This window comes from Pseudomonas sp. C8002 (assembly GCF_013385765.1).
GTDB lineage: Bacteria > Pseudomonadota > Gammaproteobacteria > Pseudomonadales > Pseudomonadaceae > Aquipseudomonas.
Map to the genome: position 1 here is coordinate 257,893 of NZ_JACAPJ010000008.1, position 15,705 is coordinate 273,597.

The 15,705-nt window shown below is 62.3% G+C and carries 12 protein-coding genes; 1 reads left to right on the forward strand and 11 read right to left on the reverse strand.

Annotated elements, in window-relative coordinates; translation table 11 throughout:
* Positions 1-150 precede the first annotated feature (150 nt).
* Positions 151-5,295, forward strand: coding sequence for a dermonecrotic toxin domain-containing protein (locus tag HX814_RS14915; protein WP_177008325.1), 5,145 nt, complete (start codon positions 151-153; stop codon positions 5,293-5,295).
* On the opposite strand, the gene ureC is transcribed toward HX814_RS14915, so the two are convergent.
* The 11 genes from ureC to urtA form a co-directional block, all read right to left on the reverse strand.
* Positions 5,280-6,980 (reverse strand): urease subunit alpha, encoded by a 1,701-nt coding sequence (gene ureC / locus HX814_RS14920; RefSeq protein WP_087693127.1) that lies wholly within the window; start codon positions 6,978-6,980, stop codon positions 5,280-5,282. The two genes, HX814_RS14915 and ureC, sit on opposite strands and share 16 nt — an antisense overlap.
* 163 nt (positions 6,981-7,143) lie before the next feature.
* Positions 7,144-7,452 carry an urease subunit beta gene (locus HX814_RS14925; protein ID WP_003217389.1) on the reverse strand — a complete coding sequence of 103 codons (309 nt, stop codon included), beginning with the start codon at positions 7,450-7,452 and terminating at the stop codon, positions 7,144-7,146.
* Positions 7,449-7,979: an N-acetyltransferase gene (locus HX814_RS14930; protein WP_063033356.1), complete on the reverse strand. Its 531-nt coding sequence runs from the start codon at positions 7,977-7,979 to the stop codon at positions 7,449-7,451. Before HX814_RS14930 ends, HX814_RS14925 begins: the two co-directional genes overlap by 4 nt.
* Before the next feature lie 5 nt (positions 7,980-7,984).
* On the reverse strand, positions 7,985-8,506 hold the full coding sequence (locus tag HX814_RS14935) for a GNAT family N-acetyltransferase (protein ID WP_177008326.1): 522 nt from the start codon (positions 8,504-8,506) through the stop codon (positions 7,985-7,987).
* A gap of 9 nt (positions 8,507-8,515) precedes the next feature.
* Complete coding sequence (ureA, locus tag HX814_RS14940) at positions 8,516-8,818, reverse strand: urease subunit gamma (protein WP_003217383.1); 303 nt, start codon at positions 8,816-8,818, stop codon at positions 8,516-8,518.
* 148 nt (positions 8,819-8,966) lie between these two features.
* On the reverse strand, positions 8,967-9,806 hold the full coding sequence (locus HX814_RS14945) for an urease accessory protein UreD (protein ID WP_003217381.1): 840 nt from the start codon (positions 9,804-9,806) through the stop codon (positions 8,967-8,969).
* A 30-nt stretch (positions 9,807-9,836) separates the two neighbouring features.
* Positions 9,837-10,535, reverse strand: a complete 699-nt coding sequence (urtE, locus tag HX814_RS14950; protein WP_003217380.1) for an urea ABC transporter ATP-binding subunit UrtE — start codon at positions 10,533-10,535, stop codon at positions 9,837-9,839.
* 127 nt (positions 10,536-10,662) lie between these two features.
* The gene (urtD, locus tag HX814_RS14955) at positions 10,663-11,523 is read right to left on the reverse strand and encodes an urea ABC transporter ATP-binding protein UrtD (protein ID WP_003217378.1); all 861 of its coding nucleotides are present in this window, start codon (positions 11,521-11,523) and stop codon (positions 10,663-10,665) included.
* On the reverse strand, positions 11,520-12,599 hold the full coding sequence (gene urtC / locus HX814_RS14960; protein ID WP_008439056.1) for an urea ABC transporter permease subunit UrtC: 1,080 nt from the start codon (positions 12,597-12,599) through the stop codon (positions 11,520-11,522). The genes urtD and urtC overlap by 4 nt, the downstream gene beginning before the upstream one ends.
* Positions 12,599-14,101, reverse strand: coding sequence for an urea ABC transporter permease subunit UrtB (urtB, locus tag HX814_RS14965; protein ID WP_003217374.1), 1,503 nt, complete (start codon positions 14,099-14,101; stop codon positions 12,599-12,601). Before urtB ends, urtC begins: the two co-directional genes overlap by 1 nt.
* Before the next feature lie 132 nt (positions 14,102-14,233).
* A complete protein-coding gene (urtA, locus tag HX814_RS14970) occupies positions 14,234-15,499 on the reverse strand; it encodes an urea ABC transporter substrate-binding protein (RefSeq protein ID WP_003217372.1) in 1,266 nt (421 codons plus the stop codon).
* Positions 15,500-15,705 lie beyond the last annotated feature (206 nt).

Sequence of the window (15,705 nt, forward strand, 5' to 3'; positions counted from 1 at the left end):
TACCCCATGGAAATCCCCCCGTGTGCATCAAGCCTGCCAGCGCTTTTTGAGTGTTCGTCCATGGGGGGCAATCCGTTCAAATAGCTACCGCCGAGTGCCGGGGGCGACTGATTAAGGTCATTGCCTTAATTTCCCTATCGGTACTCGTTTATGCCAGCACCTCAAGCCTCCTCCTCGCTCCTGCCGGGCGGCGAAGGGCGTCACTATGCACAGATCAAAGCCGCCATCCCCGAAAGCCTGGTCAGCGCATCTCCTGCCCTGCGTGCAGCCATCACGCAGGCCAAGCCAGAGATCCCCGCCTGGTATGCGGCCACCACCCCGGCACAGAAGGCTGCGCTGCAAAACCTGTTGGAGGCGAGCATCAAGTCTCACACTGCACTGGAGCAAGCGACCGGCAAGGTGCAAGAGGTCAACGCCTTCGCCCGGCCATTGCTTGAAGCCGCGTTGAAGGCTGCCGGGTTTGAGCTGGACGTCAACCAGGTGCATCTGCGCCTCTATGTACCGGTCGAAGGTCTAGCGACAGGCTACCGGACCAAGACTTTGTCCCTGTTGCAAGCGGCCTTGAACAATTTTGAAGCGCGCGAGACCCGCGCCGGGTTCTTCGACAGTGCTTCAGGCTTTGTCACCGCTCCCGGCGCCGATGGCCGTTTCGAGCGCCATACCACGACCCTGACGATCGAGACCTTCGCCCGGTTATGCCGCGACCTGGACCTGGGCAGGCTGTACCAGGAACACCTCACCACCTACCTGCTGCCCGTGCAAACCGTGTCCAGGAACCTGCTGCGTGAACGCTTTATCACCCGGCAAAAGGACGCCTTCAGAGCCGCCGCCTACGTGGCGTTGCTCAAAGGTGATATTCGCAGCGACGACTACGCGCTACTGCTGCGCATCGCCAATGGCGAGCGACGCATCAAGCACGAAGGCAAGCAGGTCTGGCACCGCTGGCCCAGTATCATGGAACTGCAAATGCACGGCTGCCTCATGATCGACCCGAGCGTGGAGCATGGGTATGGCACCTGGCTTATCGTCTACATCCCCGACCACCCCGAGCACCCCATCAAGCGCTACAAAACCTTTGCCGACTATGCAGAGGAAACGACCCGTGAGCTGACCGCTTACAGACCCGAGGACTATTGGGACAGCAGGGGTGTTCAGGTCACGGCCCACCAACAGTTTTTCTCACGGTTCATCGGGAAAAAATACCTGGCTTACTACTACGGGCGGTTCACCGAGAAACGCGTCGATGAACCGCAAAGGCGCGTGGCCCTGGGCCCTGATCCAGCGTGGCGACAGTACTACGCTAGAAAATCCCTTACCGAACTCCAGGCGATCAACGCCGTCATAAAGTCCCCGCGACATATCAGCCGCACGCCGCAGGACCAGCCAAACCTGAACCTCAACGCCCACCCGATCAAGGGGCTGTGGATCGACGTCGACCCTTGGGACGAGCTGTACGCCGACATGCGCAAGCGCGCACTCGACGATGGGTTGAGCATGGCGATACCCACCGCTCACACCGACGCGGCTGGCCACGACCGGCGGATGGCGCATCTGATGAACATCGGCCTGTTCACCTTGAACCTGGTGTCGATGTTCATTCCGCCCTTGGGTGCACTGATGGCGGTGGTCACGGCCGGGCAACTGCTGTACGAAGTGCTGGAGGGCGTGGTTGAACTCGGCCAGGGTGACCGCGAGGCTGGCTGGGCGCATATCGCTGACGTGCTGGAAAATCTCGCGCAACTGGCGGTGGGCGGCGCTGCGTTGCATATCAGCGTGTCGCCGTTTATCGAAGGACTCAAGGCCGTCAGGCTGCCGTCGGGCAAGGCCCGCTTGTGGAAGCCGGACCTTGCGCCCTATGCGCAGGACATCCGACTGCCGGCAGGCTCGGTTCCCGACCAGGCGGGACTACATACCGTCAATGGGCGCCAGGTGGTGTCGGTGGACGGCAATCGCTACGCCGTGACCGCGCAAGACGAACCGGGCGTGTACCGGGTCCAGCACCCCAGCAGGCCCGAGGCGTATGAGCCTCAGATCGTCAACAACGGTTCTGGCGCCTGGACCCATGAGGCCGATGAGCCCCTGACGTGGCAAGGTGTTCCGCTGATGCGGCGACTGAGCCATGTAATGGAAGGCCTGAGCGATACGCAGTTGGAGCAGGTGCGCAAGATCAGTGACACCGACGAAAGCGTGCTGCGCCGGCTGTACGTGGAAAGCGAGCCCACTCCGGCCATCACACTCGATACGGCGGTGCGCATGCGGGCTTACGGGCGTGCCGAAAGCTTGAGTGGGCAGATCCTTGCGGGGTCGATGTCGATGGACCTGGGTAGCTACGCCGCGTCGTTGATGGTGGAAATGACCGGCTGGCCGCCCGGCAGGACCATCGAAGTATTTGACGGCCAGGGCACCAGCAGGACAGCTGCGTTGTATGGCCAACCTCATGCGCCCGGGACGGAACTGATCAGCATCAGCCGCATCGACCTGTTCGGCGGCAAGCTGCCGGCGTTGATCGTCGAGAGTTTGCCCGAGGAGCAGCTTAAAAACCTGCTCGGCCAGCATATGCCCTACGGGGCCGCGCTGCGTAGCCAGGCGTTGCAGGCTCGCCTGGGAATCTATGCAAAACAGTCCCTGCGGCGGGTGTTCGACAGCCTTTACCTCGGGCGGTCATCGCCTGGCAGCGCCGAACTGCAACTGTTCGCGCGCGACTTCAAAAGCCTGCCACCGGTCATGGTCGAGGAACTGCTGGAAGGTGCCAGCCCCTCGCAGAGGGCGAGCCTGGTCAACAATCGCAAGATTCCCCTGGAGCTGGCGCAGCAAGCGCGCCAGAAACTTGGGGAATTGCGCCTGGCCCGGGCGTATGAAGGGCTGTACCTGGATGCGTTGGCCAATGCTGACACTGAAGCCCTGGTGCTCAATACCCTTGAGCACCTTCCCGGTTGGCGGGACAGCCTGCGCATTGAAGTGCACGAAGGCTCGGTGAGCGGGCGCCTGCGTGCCAGCTATGGCCTACCTGGGTCCAGCAACCTCAAACTGCTGGTGCGAGTGGGCGATGGTCAGTATCAGGTGTTTGACACCCAGGGCAACGAGTTACATGGGGTCGATAGCTTGTACGATTCCTTGCAGCACGCACTGCCGGAGGCTCATCGCCAGTCCGTGGGGTTGCCCGAGGTCGGGCAGGGGCCGCAACTTGGAAGGTTGATTCAACAGCACGCCCTGTCCCGTGCCGGCCTGCGCAAGGTGCTGGGCATGCAACCGTTGGGCTCACCCTTTTTCATTTCGCCGCAGCGCTCTTCTCGCGGGCGGATCGGTTATGCCTGGAGTGGTCGTGGTGCGGGCTCCTGGGAGCACAACGTTCGCCAGCGTATCAAAGCCCTCTACCCCACTTTTGACGAAGTGCAGATTGCCCAACTGCGTGCACCTTACACGCCGGCCGACGACACCTGGCTCATCTCTCTGGAGCAGGAGTACGAAATGCTCCGTTCCACCTTGGAGACCTGGGAAGCATCACCGATCCAGGGCTTTGGTGAGGCCAATAGCGCTGAATACCGAGAGCAGCGTGCCATCCGTAAAGAACTGCGCAAGGTGTTGATTCGCGCCTGGAGGCGTAACGGTGAGGTTGATGTGGATAGTTCCGGCAATCCCCTGGGCCAGAAGATCGAAGTGAGCGAGATTGACATACAACCTCAGTTGGCGTCGCTTCCGGCGCTGAGCGCCAACTTTGATCATGTCACTTACCTGGAAATATCCAGTGCGGAACTGACCAATGCCGTCGAGCCTTTCCTGGCTCCCTTTCGCGGCTTGCGCACCCTCAACCTGGAAGACAACCAGCTCACTCGCCTGCCCCTGTTGCTTGAGCATCTGCCCAGGCTTGAGACGTTGATACTGGCGGATAACGAGATTGTGCTGGACGTCGCGGCCGTCAACCGATTGAAGAACCTCACCCGGCTCCAGACACTCGAGCTGGAGTCCAATCCGCTGGGCATGGCGCCGGACATCAGCCGGATGCGCCGGCTGTATCACGTTTCATTGGGCGATACCGGGCAGCGTGGTTGGCCCATTGGGATCTTCGCCAGGCCTCGGCCTCGCGAGTTCAACCTGGACCTGGAAGGTAATGCGCTCGAGGTGCCGATAGTCGAGCCAGGTTCAGCGCAGGCTGCGATTCTTGCGCGCACCCGTGTTACTCGCTCCTTGCTGACGCCCGAAGGCCTTCGCCAGCTCAAGCAGTACATTGCATCTGTAGGTATGGACCCGGAGCGGCAGTTTCCACCCCGAGGGATGCAGGACAGCATCCAATGGAAGTCCGGCCTCACCGACATGCAGTGGAGGGACTTGCAGCCCCTATGGAATGCCTTGGAAGAGTCCAGGGGCGCCGAACCGTTTTTTAACGAAATCCGCAAGTTGAGCGAGTCTGCCGATGCAATGTCGGAAGACTTCGCGCAAGACCTTACGGCCAAGGTCTGGCGAATGTTGCGCGCCATGTACGACGACACCCGGCTGCGTGAGAAGCTTTTCGACATGGCGAGGGCGCCTACCAGCTGCGTTGATGCGGGTGCCCAATTGTTCAATGCCATGGGGATCGAAGTGATGGTGTATGAGGCTTGGACCAACCCTCACCCCGACGTGGTCGAGCAACTGATGTTGACGGTGGCCAAAGGCAGGACCCGGCTCAACAAGCTGGGAGAAATTGCTCGCGCCCGGGTGGCGGCATTGAGTGAGCAAGGCCGCAAGTTCCCCAATGATCGGGACCGGGGAACCGACTCTGCTGGAAACCCCGAACGGGCTATCGACGAAGTGGGGGTCCATCTGGCGTTTTCCACCGGGTTGGCCCAACGGCTTGAGCTGCCCTGGCAATCAGCGGATGTGATGTACCCGGAACCCGACGTCACCCCGCAGATGCTGGACGATGCTTTTGATCGGGTCATGGCATTGGAGGAGGGCGACCTGCTCAGGGATGCGCTCGTCGAGCTGGACTTCTGGGGTGAGTACCTTGAGCGTTCGACGCCCGCGGCCTTTGTCTGGCTGACGCGCAAAAGGGCGGCGCTGGAAGACTTGACGAGTGCCCTGAATGATCTGGCGGCCAATGGTCGATTGCTTGAATCGCAGAAGATGGCCCTGCGCAATACCCTGCGCAATTCGGCCCTGATGCTGGACAAGTCGGTTGAGGATTTTCCTCCCGGCACGCCCATGCACCAGGACGTCTACGATGCGCTTGCGGTGAAACTGCACGAGGAGCGCAAGGCGATTCTCCAGAGGCTCACTGACGAGGCTCTGGAAATCGCGCTTCAGAACAGAAAGTAACGCTGCGCCATCGGCAGCACATCCGCCGGTTCACACCACAGCAACACACCGTCGGCCTTGACCTGGTAGGTCTGCGGGTCAACCTCGATATCCGGCAGGTAATCGTTGTGGATCAAGTCGGTTTTCTGCACCGCGCGGCAACCCTTGACCACGGCGATCTGCTTCTTCAACCCCAACTGCTCCGGCAGGCCTGCCGCCAACGCCGCCTGGCTGATAAAGGTCAGGCTGGTGGCGTGCAGCGAGCTGCCGAAGCTGGCGAACATCGGGCGGTAGTGCACCGGTTGCGGCGTCGGGATCGAGGCGTTGGCGTCGCCCATGAGGCTTGAGGCAATCGCGCCGCCCTTGAGGATCAGGGTTGGCTTGATCCCGAAAAACGCCGGGCGCCACAGCACCAGGTCGGCCCATTTACCGACTTCGATGGAACCCACTTCGTGGCTGATGCCATGGGTGATCGCCGGGTTGATGGTGTACTTGGCGATGTATCGTTTGGCGCGGAAGTTGTCGTTGCCTTCTCCGTCGCCAGGCAATGGCCCGCGCTGTTTCTTCATCTTGTCGGCGGTCTGCCAGGTGCGCGTGATCACTTCGCCGACGCGGCCCATGGCCTGGCTGTCGGAGCTGATCATCGAGAACGCGCCGAGGTCGTGAAGGATGTCTTCGGCGGCAATCGTTTCGCGGCGGATGCGGCTTTCGGCAAAGGCCACGTCTTCGGCAATGCTCGGGTCCAGGTGATGGCACACCATCAACATGTCCAGGTGTTCGTCGATGGTGTTGCGGGTGAACGGCCGGGTTGGGTTGGTGGAGCTGGGCAGCACGTTGGGGAAGCCACAGGCCTTGATGATGTCTGGCGCGTGACCGCCACCGGCACCTTCGGTGTGATAGGTGTGGATGGTGCGGCCCTTGAAGGCGGCGAGGGTGGTTTCGACAAAGCCGGATTCGTTGAGGGTGTCGCTGTGGATCGCCACCTGCACGTCGTACTCGTCGGCGACGCTCAGGCAGTTGTCGATGCTCGCCGGCGTGGTGCCCCAGTCCTCGTGCAGCTTCAAGCCAATGGCACCGGCCTTCACTTGTTCGATCAACGGCTCCGGCAGGCTGGCGTTGCCCTTGCCGGTGAAGCCGATGTTCATCGGGAACGAGTCGGAGGCCTGGAGCATGCGCGCCAAGTGCCATGGGCCGGAGGTGCAGGTGGTGGCGTTGGTGCCGGTGGCCGGCCCGGTGCCGCCGCCGATCATGGTGGTGACGCCGCTGGTCAGTGCTTCTTCGATTTGCTGCGGGCAAATGAAGTGGATGTGGGTATCGATGCCGCCGGCGGTGAGGATCATGCCTTCACCGGCAATCACTTCGGTGCTGGCGCCGACACAGATGGTCACGCCGGGCTGGATGTCCGGGTTGCCGGCCTTGCCGATGGCGGCGATGCGGCCGTTTTTCAGGCCGACGTCAGCCTTGACGATGCCCCAGTGGTCGATGATCAGCGCGTTGGTGATCAGGGTGTCGACCACCTCATGGGCGAGCAGTTGGCTCTGGCCCTGGCCATCACGGATCACCTTGCCGCCGCCGAACTTCACTTCTTCGCCGTAGACGGTGAAGTCCTGTTCGACTTCGACGAACAGCTCGGTGTCGGCCAAGCGGACCTTGTCACCAACGGTGGGGCCGTACATGTCGGCGTAGGCTTGTCTGGAAATCTTCATGTGTTTAGTTCCTTGATCGTTCCCGATAGGTGGCGAGGGAGCTTGCTCCCGCTGGGCTGCGCAGCAGCCCCAAAAGCCAGGCACCGGGGTGAGTCAGAAAGATTGAGTCAGCTCTTTTGCGGCCGCTGCGCGCCCGAGCGGGAGCAAGCTCCCTCGCCACAGGTCAGTCCAGGTCGCCCATGATGCGCCCGGCAAACCCGAACACCCGGCGTTTGCCACTCAGCTCAACCAGTTCCACTTCACGACTCTGCCCTGGCTCAAAGCGCACGGCGGTGCCGGCCGGGATGTTCAGGCGCATGCCACGGCTGGCAGCACGGTCGAACGTCAGTGCGTCGTTGGTCTCGAAAAAGTGATAGTGGGAACCAACCTGGATCGGCCGGTCGCCGCTGTTGGCTACGCTCAGGGTGGCGGTGCGCCGGCCCACGTTGAGTTCGATGTCGCCAGGCTGGATCTGAAATTCGCCAGGAATCATGCAGGTTGCCCCAGGGTCTTGAAGTAGATGGCGGTCGGGGTGTAGCGCCCGTCCGGGCTTTGGCAGTAGTCGGGCAATTCACCGATCTTGGTATAACGCAGCGACTGGTAGAAGGCTTCGGCGCCGGAGCCGGCTTCGGTGTCCAGGTACAGCAGCCCGCGTTTGTACTGGCGGGCGCTCAGTTCCAGGGCGCTCATCAGTTGCTGGCCAAGGCCACGGCGCCGGGCCTCGCTGTGCACCAGCAGCTTCTGCACTTCGGCGCGGTTCAGGCCGTTGGCTTTCATGCACAGCGCCAATTGCACGCTGGCGATGACGTGTTCATCACGCACCACCACCCACAGCAGCAGGCTGCCATCGTTAAGACTGGCCTGCACGCCGTTGAGATAAGTGCCGGCCTGGGCTTCATCGAAGTCGGCCATGAAGCCCACCGATGCGCCGTGCTTCACGGCGTCCAGCAACAGCTCAATCAAACCCGGGCGGTAATGGGCAAAACTTTCGGCATTGACTCGACGCAGTTGGGCGTTCATCAGTGTCACTCCTTGGGCGGCACAGCGCCTGGGTTGAGCGTCAGTTGCATGAAGGTCAGGTCCAGCCAGCGGCCGAACTTGGTGCCGACCTGGGGCATCTGCCCGGTGGTGATGAAACCCAGGCGCTCATGCAGGCGGATCGAGGCCTGGTTGCCGCTTTCGATGGCGGCGACCATCACGTGTTTGTCGCAGGTATTCGCCCGCTCGATCAGCACCTGCATCAACTGTGGGCCGAGGCCTTTGCCGCGCTGGTCGTTGCGCACGTACACCGAGTGTTCGACGGTGTGGCGAAAGCCCTCAAAGGGCCGCCAGTCACCGAACGAGGCATAGCCGATGACCTGCTCGTCTTCGACGGCCACCAGGACCGGATAAAACTGCGACTGACGAGCGCTGAACCAGGCCTGGCGGTTGCCCAGGTCTACCGGTTGTTCGTTCCAGATCGCCGTGGTGTTGAGCACCGCGTCGTTGTAGATATCGCGAATCCCTGGCAAATCGGCGTGCACCGCATCACGAATCAAAAAGGACATGGTCGGGCCTCAGGCGATGGGTTGGTGGACGGTGACCAGCTTGGTGCCGTCGGGGAAGGTGGCTTCCACCTGGATGTCCGGGATCATTTCCGGGATGCCTTCCATCACCTGTTCGCGGGTGAGCAGGGTGGTGCCGAAGTGCATCAGCTCGGCCACGGTGCGGCCATCGCGGGCGCCTTCCATCAACGCGGCGGAGATGTAGGCGATGGTTTCCGGGTAGTTGAGCTTCACACCGCGCGCCAACCGTCGCTCGGCTACCAGGCCGGCGGTGAAGATCAGCAGTTTGTCTTTTTCCCGTGGGGTCAGGTCCATCGTTCAAGGTCCACTATGAAATACATTCGTAAAAACACCGGAGATCCAATGTGGGAGCGGGCTTGCTCGCGAATGCGGTGTGTCAGTGAATGCATCTTTGCCTGACCCACTGCATTCGCGAGCAAGCCCGCTCCCACATTTTTAATCTTCATGTGCTCCAGATTCTCGGTGATACAGCCTCGCGGCCCAGCACGGCCGGGCGCAGCAGGCGCCACAGTGCGATCAGCCAGGCTCGCGCCAGCAGCGCTTCACTGGCCAGGCAGCGGGCCACCAGCAGGCCGGGCAATTGGGTCAGGTCGCCGCGTACCGGGTGGGGCAGGGAGCGACATTGTTCGAGCAGTTCAGGGTCGATTTCGCCGGTCACCAGCAAGGTCGCAAACACCGGTTGCCCGTCCAGCCCGATGGGTGAGTCGAGCAAACCGTCGGCGCCCACAATGCGCTGGCGCTCATGCCAAATCAACTGGCCGTCGCGGCGGATATCCAGGTGCGACTGGAAGTGCCCGAGGTCGAAACGCTCGCCGCTGGCGGGGCGCCCGAGGGCGACCACGTCCCAGTAAAACAGCCGGGCATCGCCTTGCAGGTCGATGCGGGTGGTGAGTTCGGCCTGGGCGGCGCTGAACACGATGGTCTCCTGCGGCAGCCATTCCAGCGTCGCGCCCGCCTCAACCGTCAGCTCCAGTTTCTGATACGCCGGCCCGCCGGCGCGGTACCACTTGGCCGCGCCGGGGCTGGTCAGTTGCGCCCACGCACCTTCGGCGACATGGGCGCTGATATCGAGACGATCACCGCCGGCAATCCCGCCCGGCGGGTGCACGATGATGTGCTGGCACACCTCGGGGCCTTCGGCGTACAGATGCTTTTGCACCCGCAGTGGGCCGAGGTGGCGGCGCATCACTGGGCGCGTGGTGTCGCCGAAACGCGCGTAGCCGAGTTCCAGCTCGGCGTGCCAGCTTGGGGTGAACAGCGCGGTGGGGGCAGGTAGGGTCATGGTCAGTGCTTATCGTTAGGACGCTACAGATTAGATCGTAACGAGTCCGCGCACACCCTCGCTTTCCATATTTTCTCCACGCCCCTGCTGGACGATTTCGCCCCGGGACATCACCAGGTACTGGTCGGCCAGTTCCGCGGCAAAATCATAGAACTGCTCCACCAGCAGAATCGCCATGTCGCCGCGTGCCGCGAGCTTCTTGATCACCGCGCCGATCTCCTTGATCACCGACGGCTGGATGCCTTCGGTGGGTTCATCGAGGATCAACAGGCGCGGGCGGCTGGCCAGGGCCCGGCCGATAGCCAGCTGCTGTTGCTGGCCGCCGGACAAGTCACCACCCCGGCGTTGCTTCATTTGCAGCAGCACCGGGAACAGCTCGTAGATGAAGGCGGGCACTTCCTTGGCTTCGGAGCCGGGGAAGCGTGACAGGCCCATCAGCAGGTTTTCTTCCACTGTCAGGCGGCCAAAAATCTCCCGGCCCTGGGGCACGTAAGCGATACCGGCGTGCACCCGCTGGTGCGGCTTGAAGCCGGTAATGGCGCGGCCTTCCCAGTTCACCGCACCTTCCTTGGCCGGCAGCAAACCCATCAGGCACTTGAGCAAGGTGGTCTTGCCCACGCCGTTGCGGCCCAGCAGGCAGGTGACTTCGCCGACTTTTACCTCAAAGGAAAGCCCGCGCAGGATGTGGCTACCGCCGTAGTACTGGTGCAGCTTGTCGACTTGCAGCATGTTCAGTTCCCCTTAATGATCGTTCCCACGCTCTGCGTGGGAACGCCGCGATGGACGCTCCGCGTCCGCCGTGTGACGCAGAGCGTCACCGGATGCATTCCCACGCGGAGCGTGGGAACGATCAGGTTCAGCGGCCGAGGTAAACCTCGATCACCCGCTCATTTTCCTGCACCTGTTCCAGCGACCCTTCGGCCAGCACGCTGCCCTGGTGCAACACCGTCACGTGGTCGGCAATCGAGCCGACAAAGCCCATGTCGTGTTCCACCACCATCAGCGAATGCTTGCCCGCCAGGCGCTTGAACAGCTCGGCGGTGAACTCGGTTTCGGCATCGGTCATGCCCGCCACCGGTTCATCCAGCAGCAACAGTTGCGGGTCCTGCATCAGCAACATGCCGATTTCCAGGAACTGTTTCTGGCCGTGGGACAGCAAGCCGGCCGGGCGATTGACTGAAGCGGTGAGTCGGATGGTGTCGAGTACTTCGCTGATGCGGTCTTTCTGCTCACCACTCAAGCGCGCCCGCAGGCTGGCCCACACCGATTTGTCGGTCTTCTGCGCCAGCTCCAGGTTTTCAAACACGCTGAGGGCTTCGAATACCGTGGGCTTCTGGAACTTGCGACCGATGCCGGCCTGGGCGATCTGCACTTCGCTCATGCTCGTCAGGTCGAGGGTTTCGCCGAACCAGGCCTTGCCGTGGCTGGGCCGGGTCTTGCCGGTGATCACGTCCATCAGCGTGGTCTTGCCCGCGCCGTTGGGGCCGATGATGCAGCGCAATTCGCCGACGCCGATGTACAGGTTCAAGTCGTTCAACGCCTTGAAGCCGTCGAAGCTGACGCTGATGTCTTCCAGGGTCAGGATCGTGCCGTGGCGGGTGTTCAGGCCTTTGCCGGCGGCCTGACCGAGGCCGATGGCATCGCGGGCGCTGCCCTGGTCTTTATTGGGTTCAAGGATAGGTTCGAGCATAAATTCGGCCGTCGCTGTGATCCTCATTGGTCGCCCCTCTTCTTCAGCAGGCCAATCACACCCTTGGGCAAATACAGGGTGACGATAATGAACAGCGCACCGAGGAAGAACAGCCAATACTCAGGAAACGCCACGGTGAACCAGCTCTTCATGCCGTTGACCACACCGGCGCCCAGCAGCGGGCCGATCAAGGTTCCACGCCCGCCGAGGGCCACCCACACAGCGGCCTCGATGGAGTTGGTCGGCGACATTTCGCTGGGGTTGATGATGCCCACTTGCGGCACATACAACGCGCCCGCCAAACCACACAGCACCGCGCTCAACACCCACACGAACAGCTTGAAGCCACGCGGGTCGTAGCCGCAGAACATCAGGCGATTTTCCGCATCCCGCAGCGCTGTCAGTACCCGGCCGAACTTGCTCTGGGCCAGGCGCCAGCCGATGAACAGGCTCGCCACCAACAACACCACGGTGGCCACAAACAGCGCCGCTCGCGTGCCCGGCTCGGTGATGCCAAACCCGAGGATGCTGCGGAAATTGGTAAAGCCGTTATTGCCGCCGAACCCGGTCTCGTTGCGGAAGAACAACAGCATCCCGGCGAAGGTCAGGGCCTGGGTCATGATCGAGAAGTACACGCCCTTGATCCGTGAGCGGAAGGCGAAGAACCCGAACACCAGCGCCAGCAATCCCGGCGCCAACACCACCAGGCACATTGCCCAGAGGAAGTGGCTGGTGCCGGTCCAGTACCACGGCAACTCGGTCCACGACAAAAAGGTCATGAACGCCGGCAGCTCATCGCCGGACGCCTGGCGCATCAGGTACATGCCCATGGCATAACCGCCCAGCGCAAAGAACAGGCCGTGGCCGAGGGACAACATCCCGGCATAACCCCACACCAGGTCCAGCGCCAGGGCGACGATGGCATAGCACAGAATCTTGCCCACCAACGTCAGGGTATAGGCGGAAACGTGCAGCGGATTTTCCGGTGACAACAGCGAGAACAACGGCAGCGCCAGCAGCAGGATCAGCACCACTGCACCGACCGCGACAGTCACCTTGGGGCCGGCCTTTTGCGCGGCCGTAAGCATCAATGGCTGGTTCATCAGTCGATCACCCGTCCTTTCAGTGCGAAGAGTCCTTGCGGGCGTTTCTGGATGAACAGAATGATCAGCGCGAGGATCAGGATCTTGCCGAGCACGGCACCGATCTGCGGTTCAAGAATCTTGTTGGCTATCCCCAGGCCGAAGGCGGCCATGACGCTACCGGCCAACTGGCCGACACCGCCGAGTACCACCACCAGGAACGAGTCGATGATGTAGCTCTGGCCGAGGTCCGGGCCGACGTTGCCGATCTGGCTCAGGGCCACGCCACCGAGGCCCGCTATGCCGGAGCCGAGGCCAAAGGCGAGCATGTCCACGCGTCCGGTGGGCACGCCGCAGCAGGCGGCCATGTTGCGGTTCTGGGTGACGGCCCGCACGTTGAGGCCCAGGCGCGTCTTGTTCAGCAGCAGCCAAGTCAGCACCACCACGAACAGCGCGAAGGCGATGATCACGATGCGGTTGTACGGCAGCACCAGGTTGGGCAGCACCTGGATTCCCCCGGACAGCCACTCGGGGTTGGCCACTTCAACGTTCTGCGCACCGAACACCAGGCGCACCAGTTGGATCAGCATCAGGCTGATGCCCCAGGTGGCGAGCAGGGTTTCCAGCGGGCGGCCGTAGAGGTGACGAATCACCGTGCGCTCAAGGGCCATGCCGATGGCGGCGGTGACAAAAAACGCCACCGGCAGCGCGATCAGCGGGTAGAACTCGATGGCCTGGGGCACGTAGCGCTGCATCAGCAACTGCACCACATAGGTGGAGTAGGCGCCGAGCATCAGCATCTCGCCGTGGGCCATGTTGATCACCCCGAGCAGGCCGAAGGTGATCGCCAGGCCGAGCGCCGCCAGCAGCAGGATCGAGCCCAGGGACATGCCGCTGAAGGCCTGGCCGAGAATCTCGCCCACCATCAGTTTGCGTTTGACCTGGGCCAGGCTGGTCTCGGCGGCGGTGTGCACCGTGGCGTCGGCTTCGACGCCGGGAGCGAGCAGGGCTTCCAGGCGAGTGCGGGCCAGCGGGTCGCCGGTGCCGCCGAGCAAGCGCACGGCGGCCAGGCGCACGGCCGGGTCGGGATCTACCAGTTGCAGGTTGGCCAGGGCGAGACTGAGGGCTGTGTGTACGTCATCATTGGTTTCGCCGGCGAGTTGCTGGTCGAGGAATTTCAGCTGCGCAGGTTGTGCACTTTTTTGCAGAGTCTGGGCGGCGGCAAGGCGCACCTTGGGGTCGGCAGCGAGCAATTCCTGGCTGGCTTGCACGTTGTCGATCAGGCCGCGCAGGCGGTTGTTCAGGCGTACGGTCTTGGTTTCGCCGTTGACGCTGATCTGGCCTTGTTGCAGGGCGTCCACCAGCTCGATGCGCGCCGGGTCGGGCTGGGCGGCCCAGTCCTGGAGCAGCTTGGCTTGTTGCATCGGGTTGGCGTTGATGAAGTCTTCGGCGTCGCTGGCGTGTGCGGCGAGGGGCAGCAACAGCAGGGCGGCGAGGATGAAGCGGTATAGGGCAGTGGGCATGGCAGTTTCCTATAGATCGTTCCCACGCTCTGCGTGGGAATGCCGCCTTGGACGCTCTGCGTCCGCTGTGTGACGCAGAGCGTCACGGGATGCATTCCCACGCGGAGCGTGGGAACGATCAGTGCGGCGGTCTTAGTTGCTCTTGACGGCGTAATCCGGCTTCTTGTCATTCCCCGGAATGTACGGGCTCCACGGCTGCGCCCGAATCGGCTCCTGGGTCTGCCACACCACCGAGAACTGCCCGTCAGACTGGATCTCGCCGATCATCACCGGCTTGTGCAGGTGGTGGTTGGTCTTGTCCATGGTCAGGGTGAAGCCGGACGGCGCGGCAAAGGTCTGCCCGGCCATGGCTTCACGCACTTTGTCGACGTCGGTGGACTTGGCTTTCTCCACCGCCTGCGCCCACATGTGGATGCCCACGTAGGTGGCTTCCATCGGGTCGTTGGTCACGGCTTTGTCCGCGCCCGGCAGGTTGTGGGCCTTGGCGTAGGCTTTCCAGTCAGCGACGAATTTCTTGTTCACCGGGTTCTCCACCGACTGGAAGTAGTTCCAGGCGGCGAGGTTGCCCACCAGCGGCTTGGTGTCGATGCCGCGCAGTTCTTCTTCACCCACGGAGAAGGCGACGACCGGTACGTCGGTAGCCTTCAGGCCCTGGTTGGCCAGCTCTTTGTAGAACGGCACGTTGGAGTCGCCGTTCACGGTGGAGATCACTGCGGTCTTGCCACCGGCGGAGAATTTTTTGATGTTGGCCACGATGGTCTGGTAATCGCTGTGGCCGAACGGGGTGTAGACCTCTTCGATGTCTTTATCCGCTACGCCTTTGGAGTGCAGGAACGAACGCAGAATCTTGTTGGTGGTGCGCGGGTACACGTAGTCGGTGCCCAGCAGGAAGAAGCGCTTGGCGCCGCCGCCTTCTTCGCTCATCAGGTATTCCACCGCCGGGATCGCCTGCTGGTTCGGCGCCGCACCGGTATAGAACACGTTCGGCGACATCTCTTCGCCTTCGTATTGCACCGGGTAGAACAGCAGGCCATTGAGTTCTTCGAACACCGGCAATACCGATTTGCGCGACACCGAGGTCCAGCAACCGAACACCACGGCGACCTTGTCCTGGGTCAGCAACTGGCGGCCCTTTTCAGCGAACAGCGGCCAGTTGGAAGCCGGGTCCACCACTACCGGTTCGAGCATCTTGCCGTTCACGCCGCCCTTGGCGTTGATCTCGTCGATGGTCATCAGCGCCATGTCTTTGAGCGAGGTCTCGGAGATCGCCATGGTCCCGGACAGCGAGTGCAGGATGCCGACCTTGATGGTCTCGGCGGCCTGTACCGTCCAGGTCATGCCCATCGCGGCGATGGATGCCGACAGTGTGAAAGCCTTGATCAAGCTGCGACGCTTCATTGTGCAATCTCCATGACTCAATGATGTGATGAGGGAGTGATTGCAAAGGCTGTGCCGGGGCGCGCAATCGTGGTGCGCGCGAGCCGTGACCGGGCTGTGGGGGTGGGCGATGCACCAATGCGGCGCCAATCAACGTGGGCTGTGCGTGCAGGCGCACCCTGATGGTGCCTGGCGCCCCGAGCCTTAACTATCTAATGCCTGCGTCC

Excerpts from the sequence above, each read along its gene's own strand:
- HX814_RS14935 (WP_177008326.1), bottom strand. The coding sequence starts at position 8,506 with ATGTCCTTTTTGATTCGTGATGCGGTGCACGCCGATTTGCCAGGGATT.
- ureC (WP_087693127.1), bottom strand. The coding sequence starts at position 6,980 with ATGAAGATTTCCAGACAAGCCTACGCCGACATGTACGGCCCCACCGTT.
- urtC (WP_008439056.1), bottom strand. The coding sequence starts at position 12,599 with ATGAACCAGCCATTGATGCTTACGGCCGCGCAAAAGGCCGGCCCCAAG.
- HX814_RS14915 (WP_177008325.1), top strand. The coding sequence starts at position 151 with ATGCCAGCACCTCAAGCCTCCTCCTCGCTCCTGCCGGGCGGCGAAGGG.
- urtB (WP_003217374.1), bottom strand. The coding sequence starts at position 14,101 with ATGCCCACTGCCCTATACCGCTTCATCCTCGCCGCCCTGCTGTTGCTG.
- HX814_RS14925 (WP_003217389.1), bottom strand. The coding sequence starts at position 7,452 with ATGATTCCTGGCGAATTTCAGATCCAGCCTGGCGACATCGAACTCAAC.
- urtA (WP_003217372.1), bottom strand. The coding sequence starts at position 15,499 with ATGAAGCGTCGCAGCTTGATCAAGGCTTTCACACTGTCGGCATCCATC.
- urtD (WP_003217378.1), bottom strand. The coding sequence starts at position 11,523 with ATGAGGATCACAGCGACGGCCGAATTTATGCTCGAACCTATCCTTGAA.
- ureA (WP_003217383.1), bottom strand. The coding sequence starts at position 8,818 with ATGGACCTGACCCCACGGGAAAAAGACAAACTGCTGATCTTCACCGCC.
- urtE (WP_003217380.1), bottom strand. The coding sequence starts at position 10,535 with ATGCTGCAAGTCGACAAGCTGCACCAGTACTACGGCGGTAGCCACATC.
- HX814_RS14945 (WP_003217381.1), bottom strand. The coding sequence starts at position 9,806 with ATGACCCTACCTGCCCCCACCGCGCTGTTCACCCCAAGCTGGCACGCC.
- HX814_RS14930 (WP_063033356.1), bottom strand. The coding sequence starts at position 7,979 with ATGAACGCCCAACTGCGTCGAGTCAATGCCGAAAGTTTTGCCCATTAC.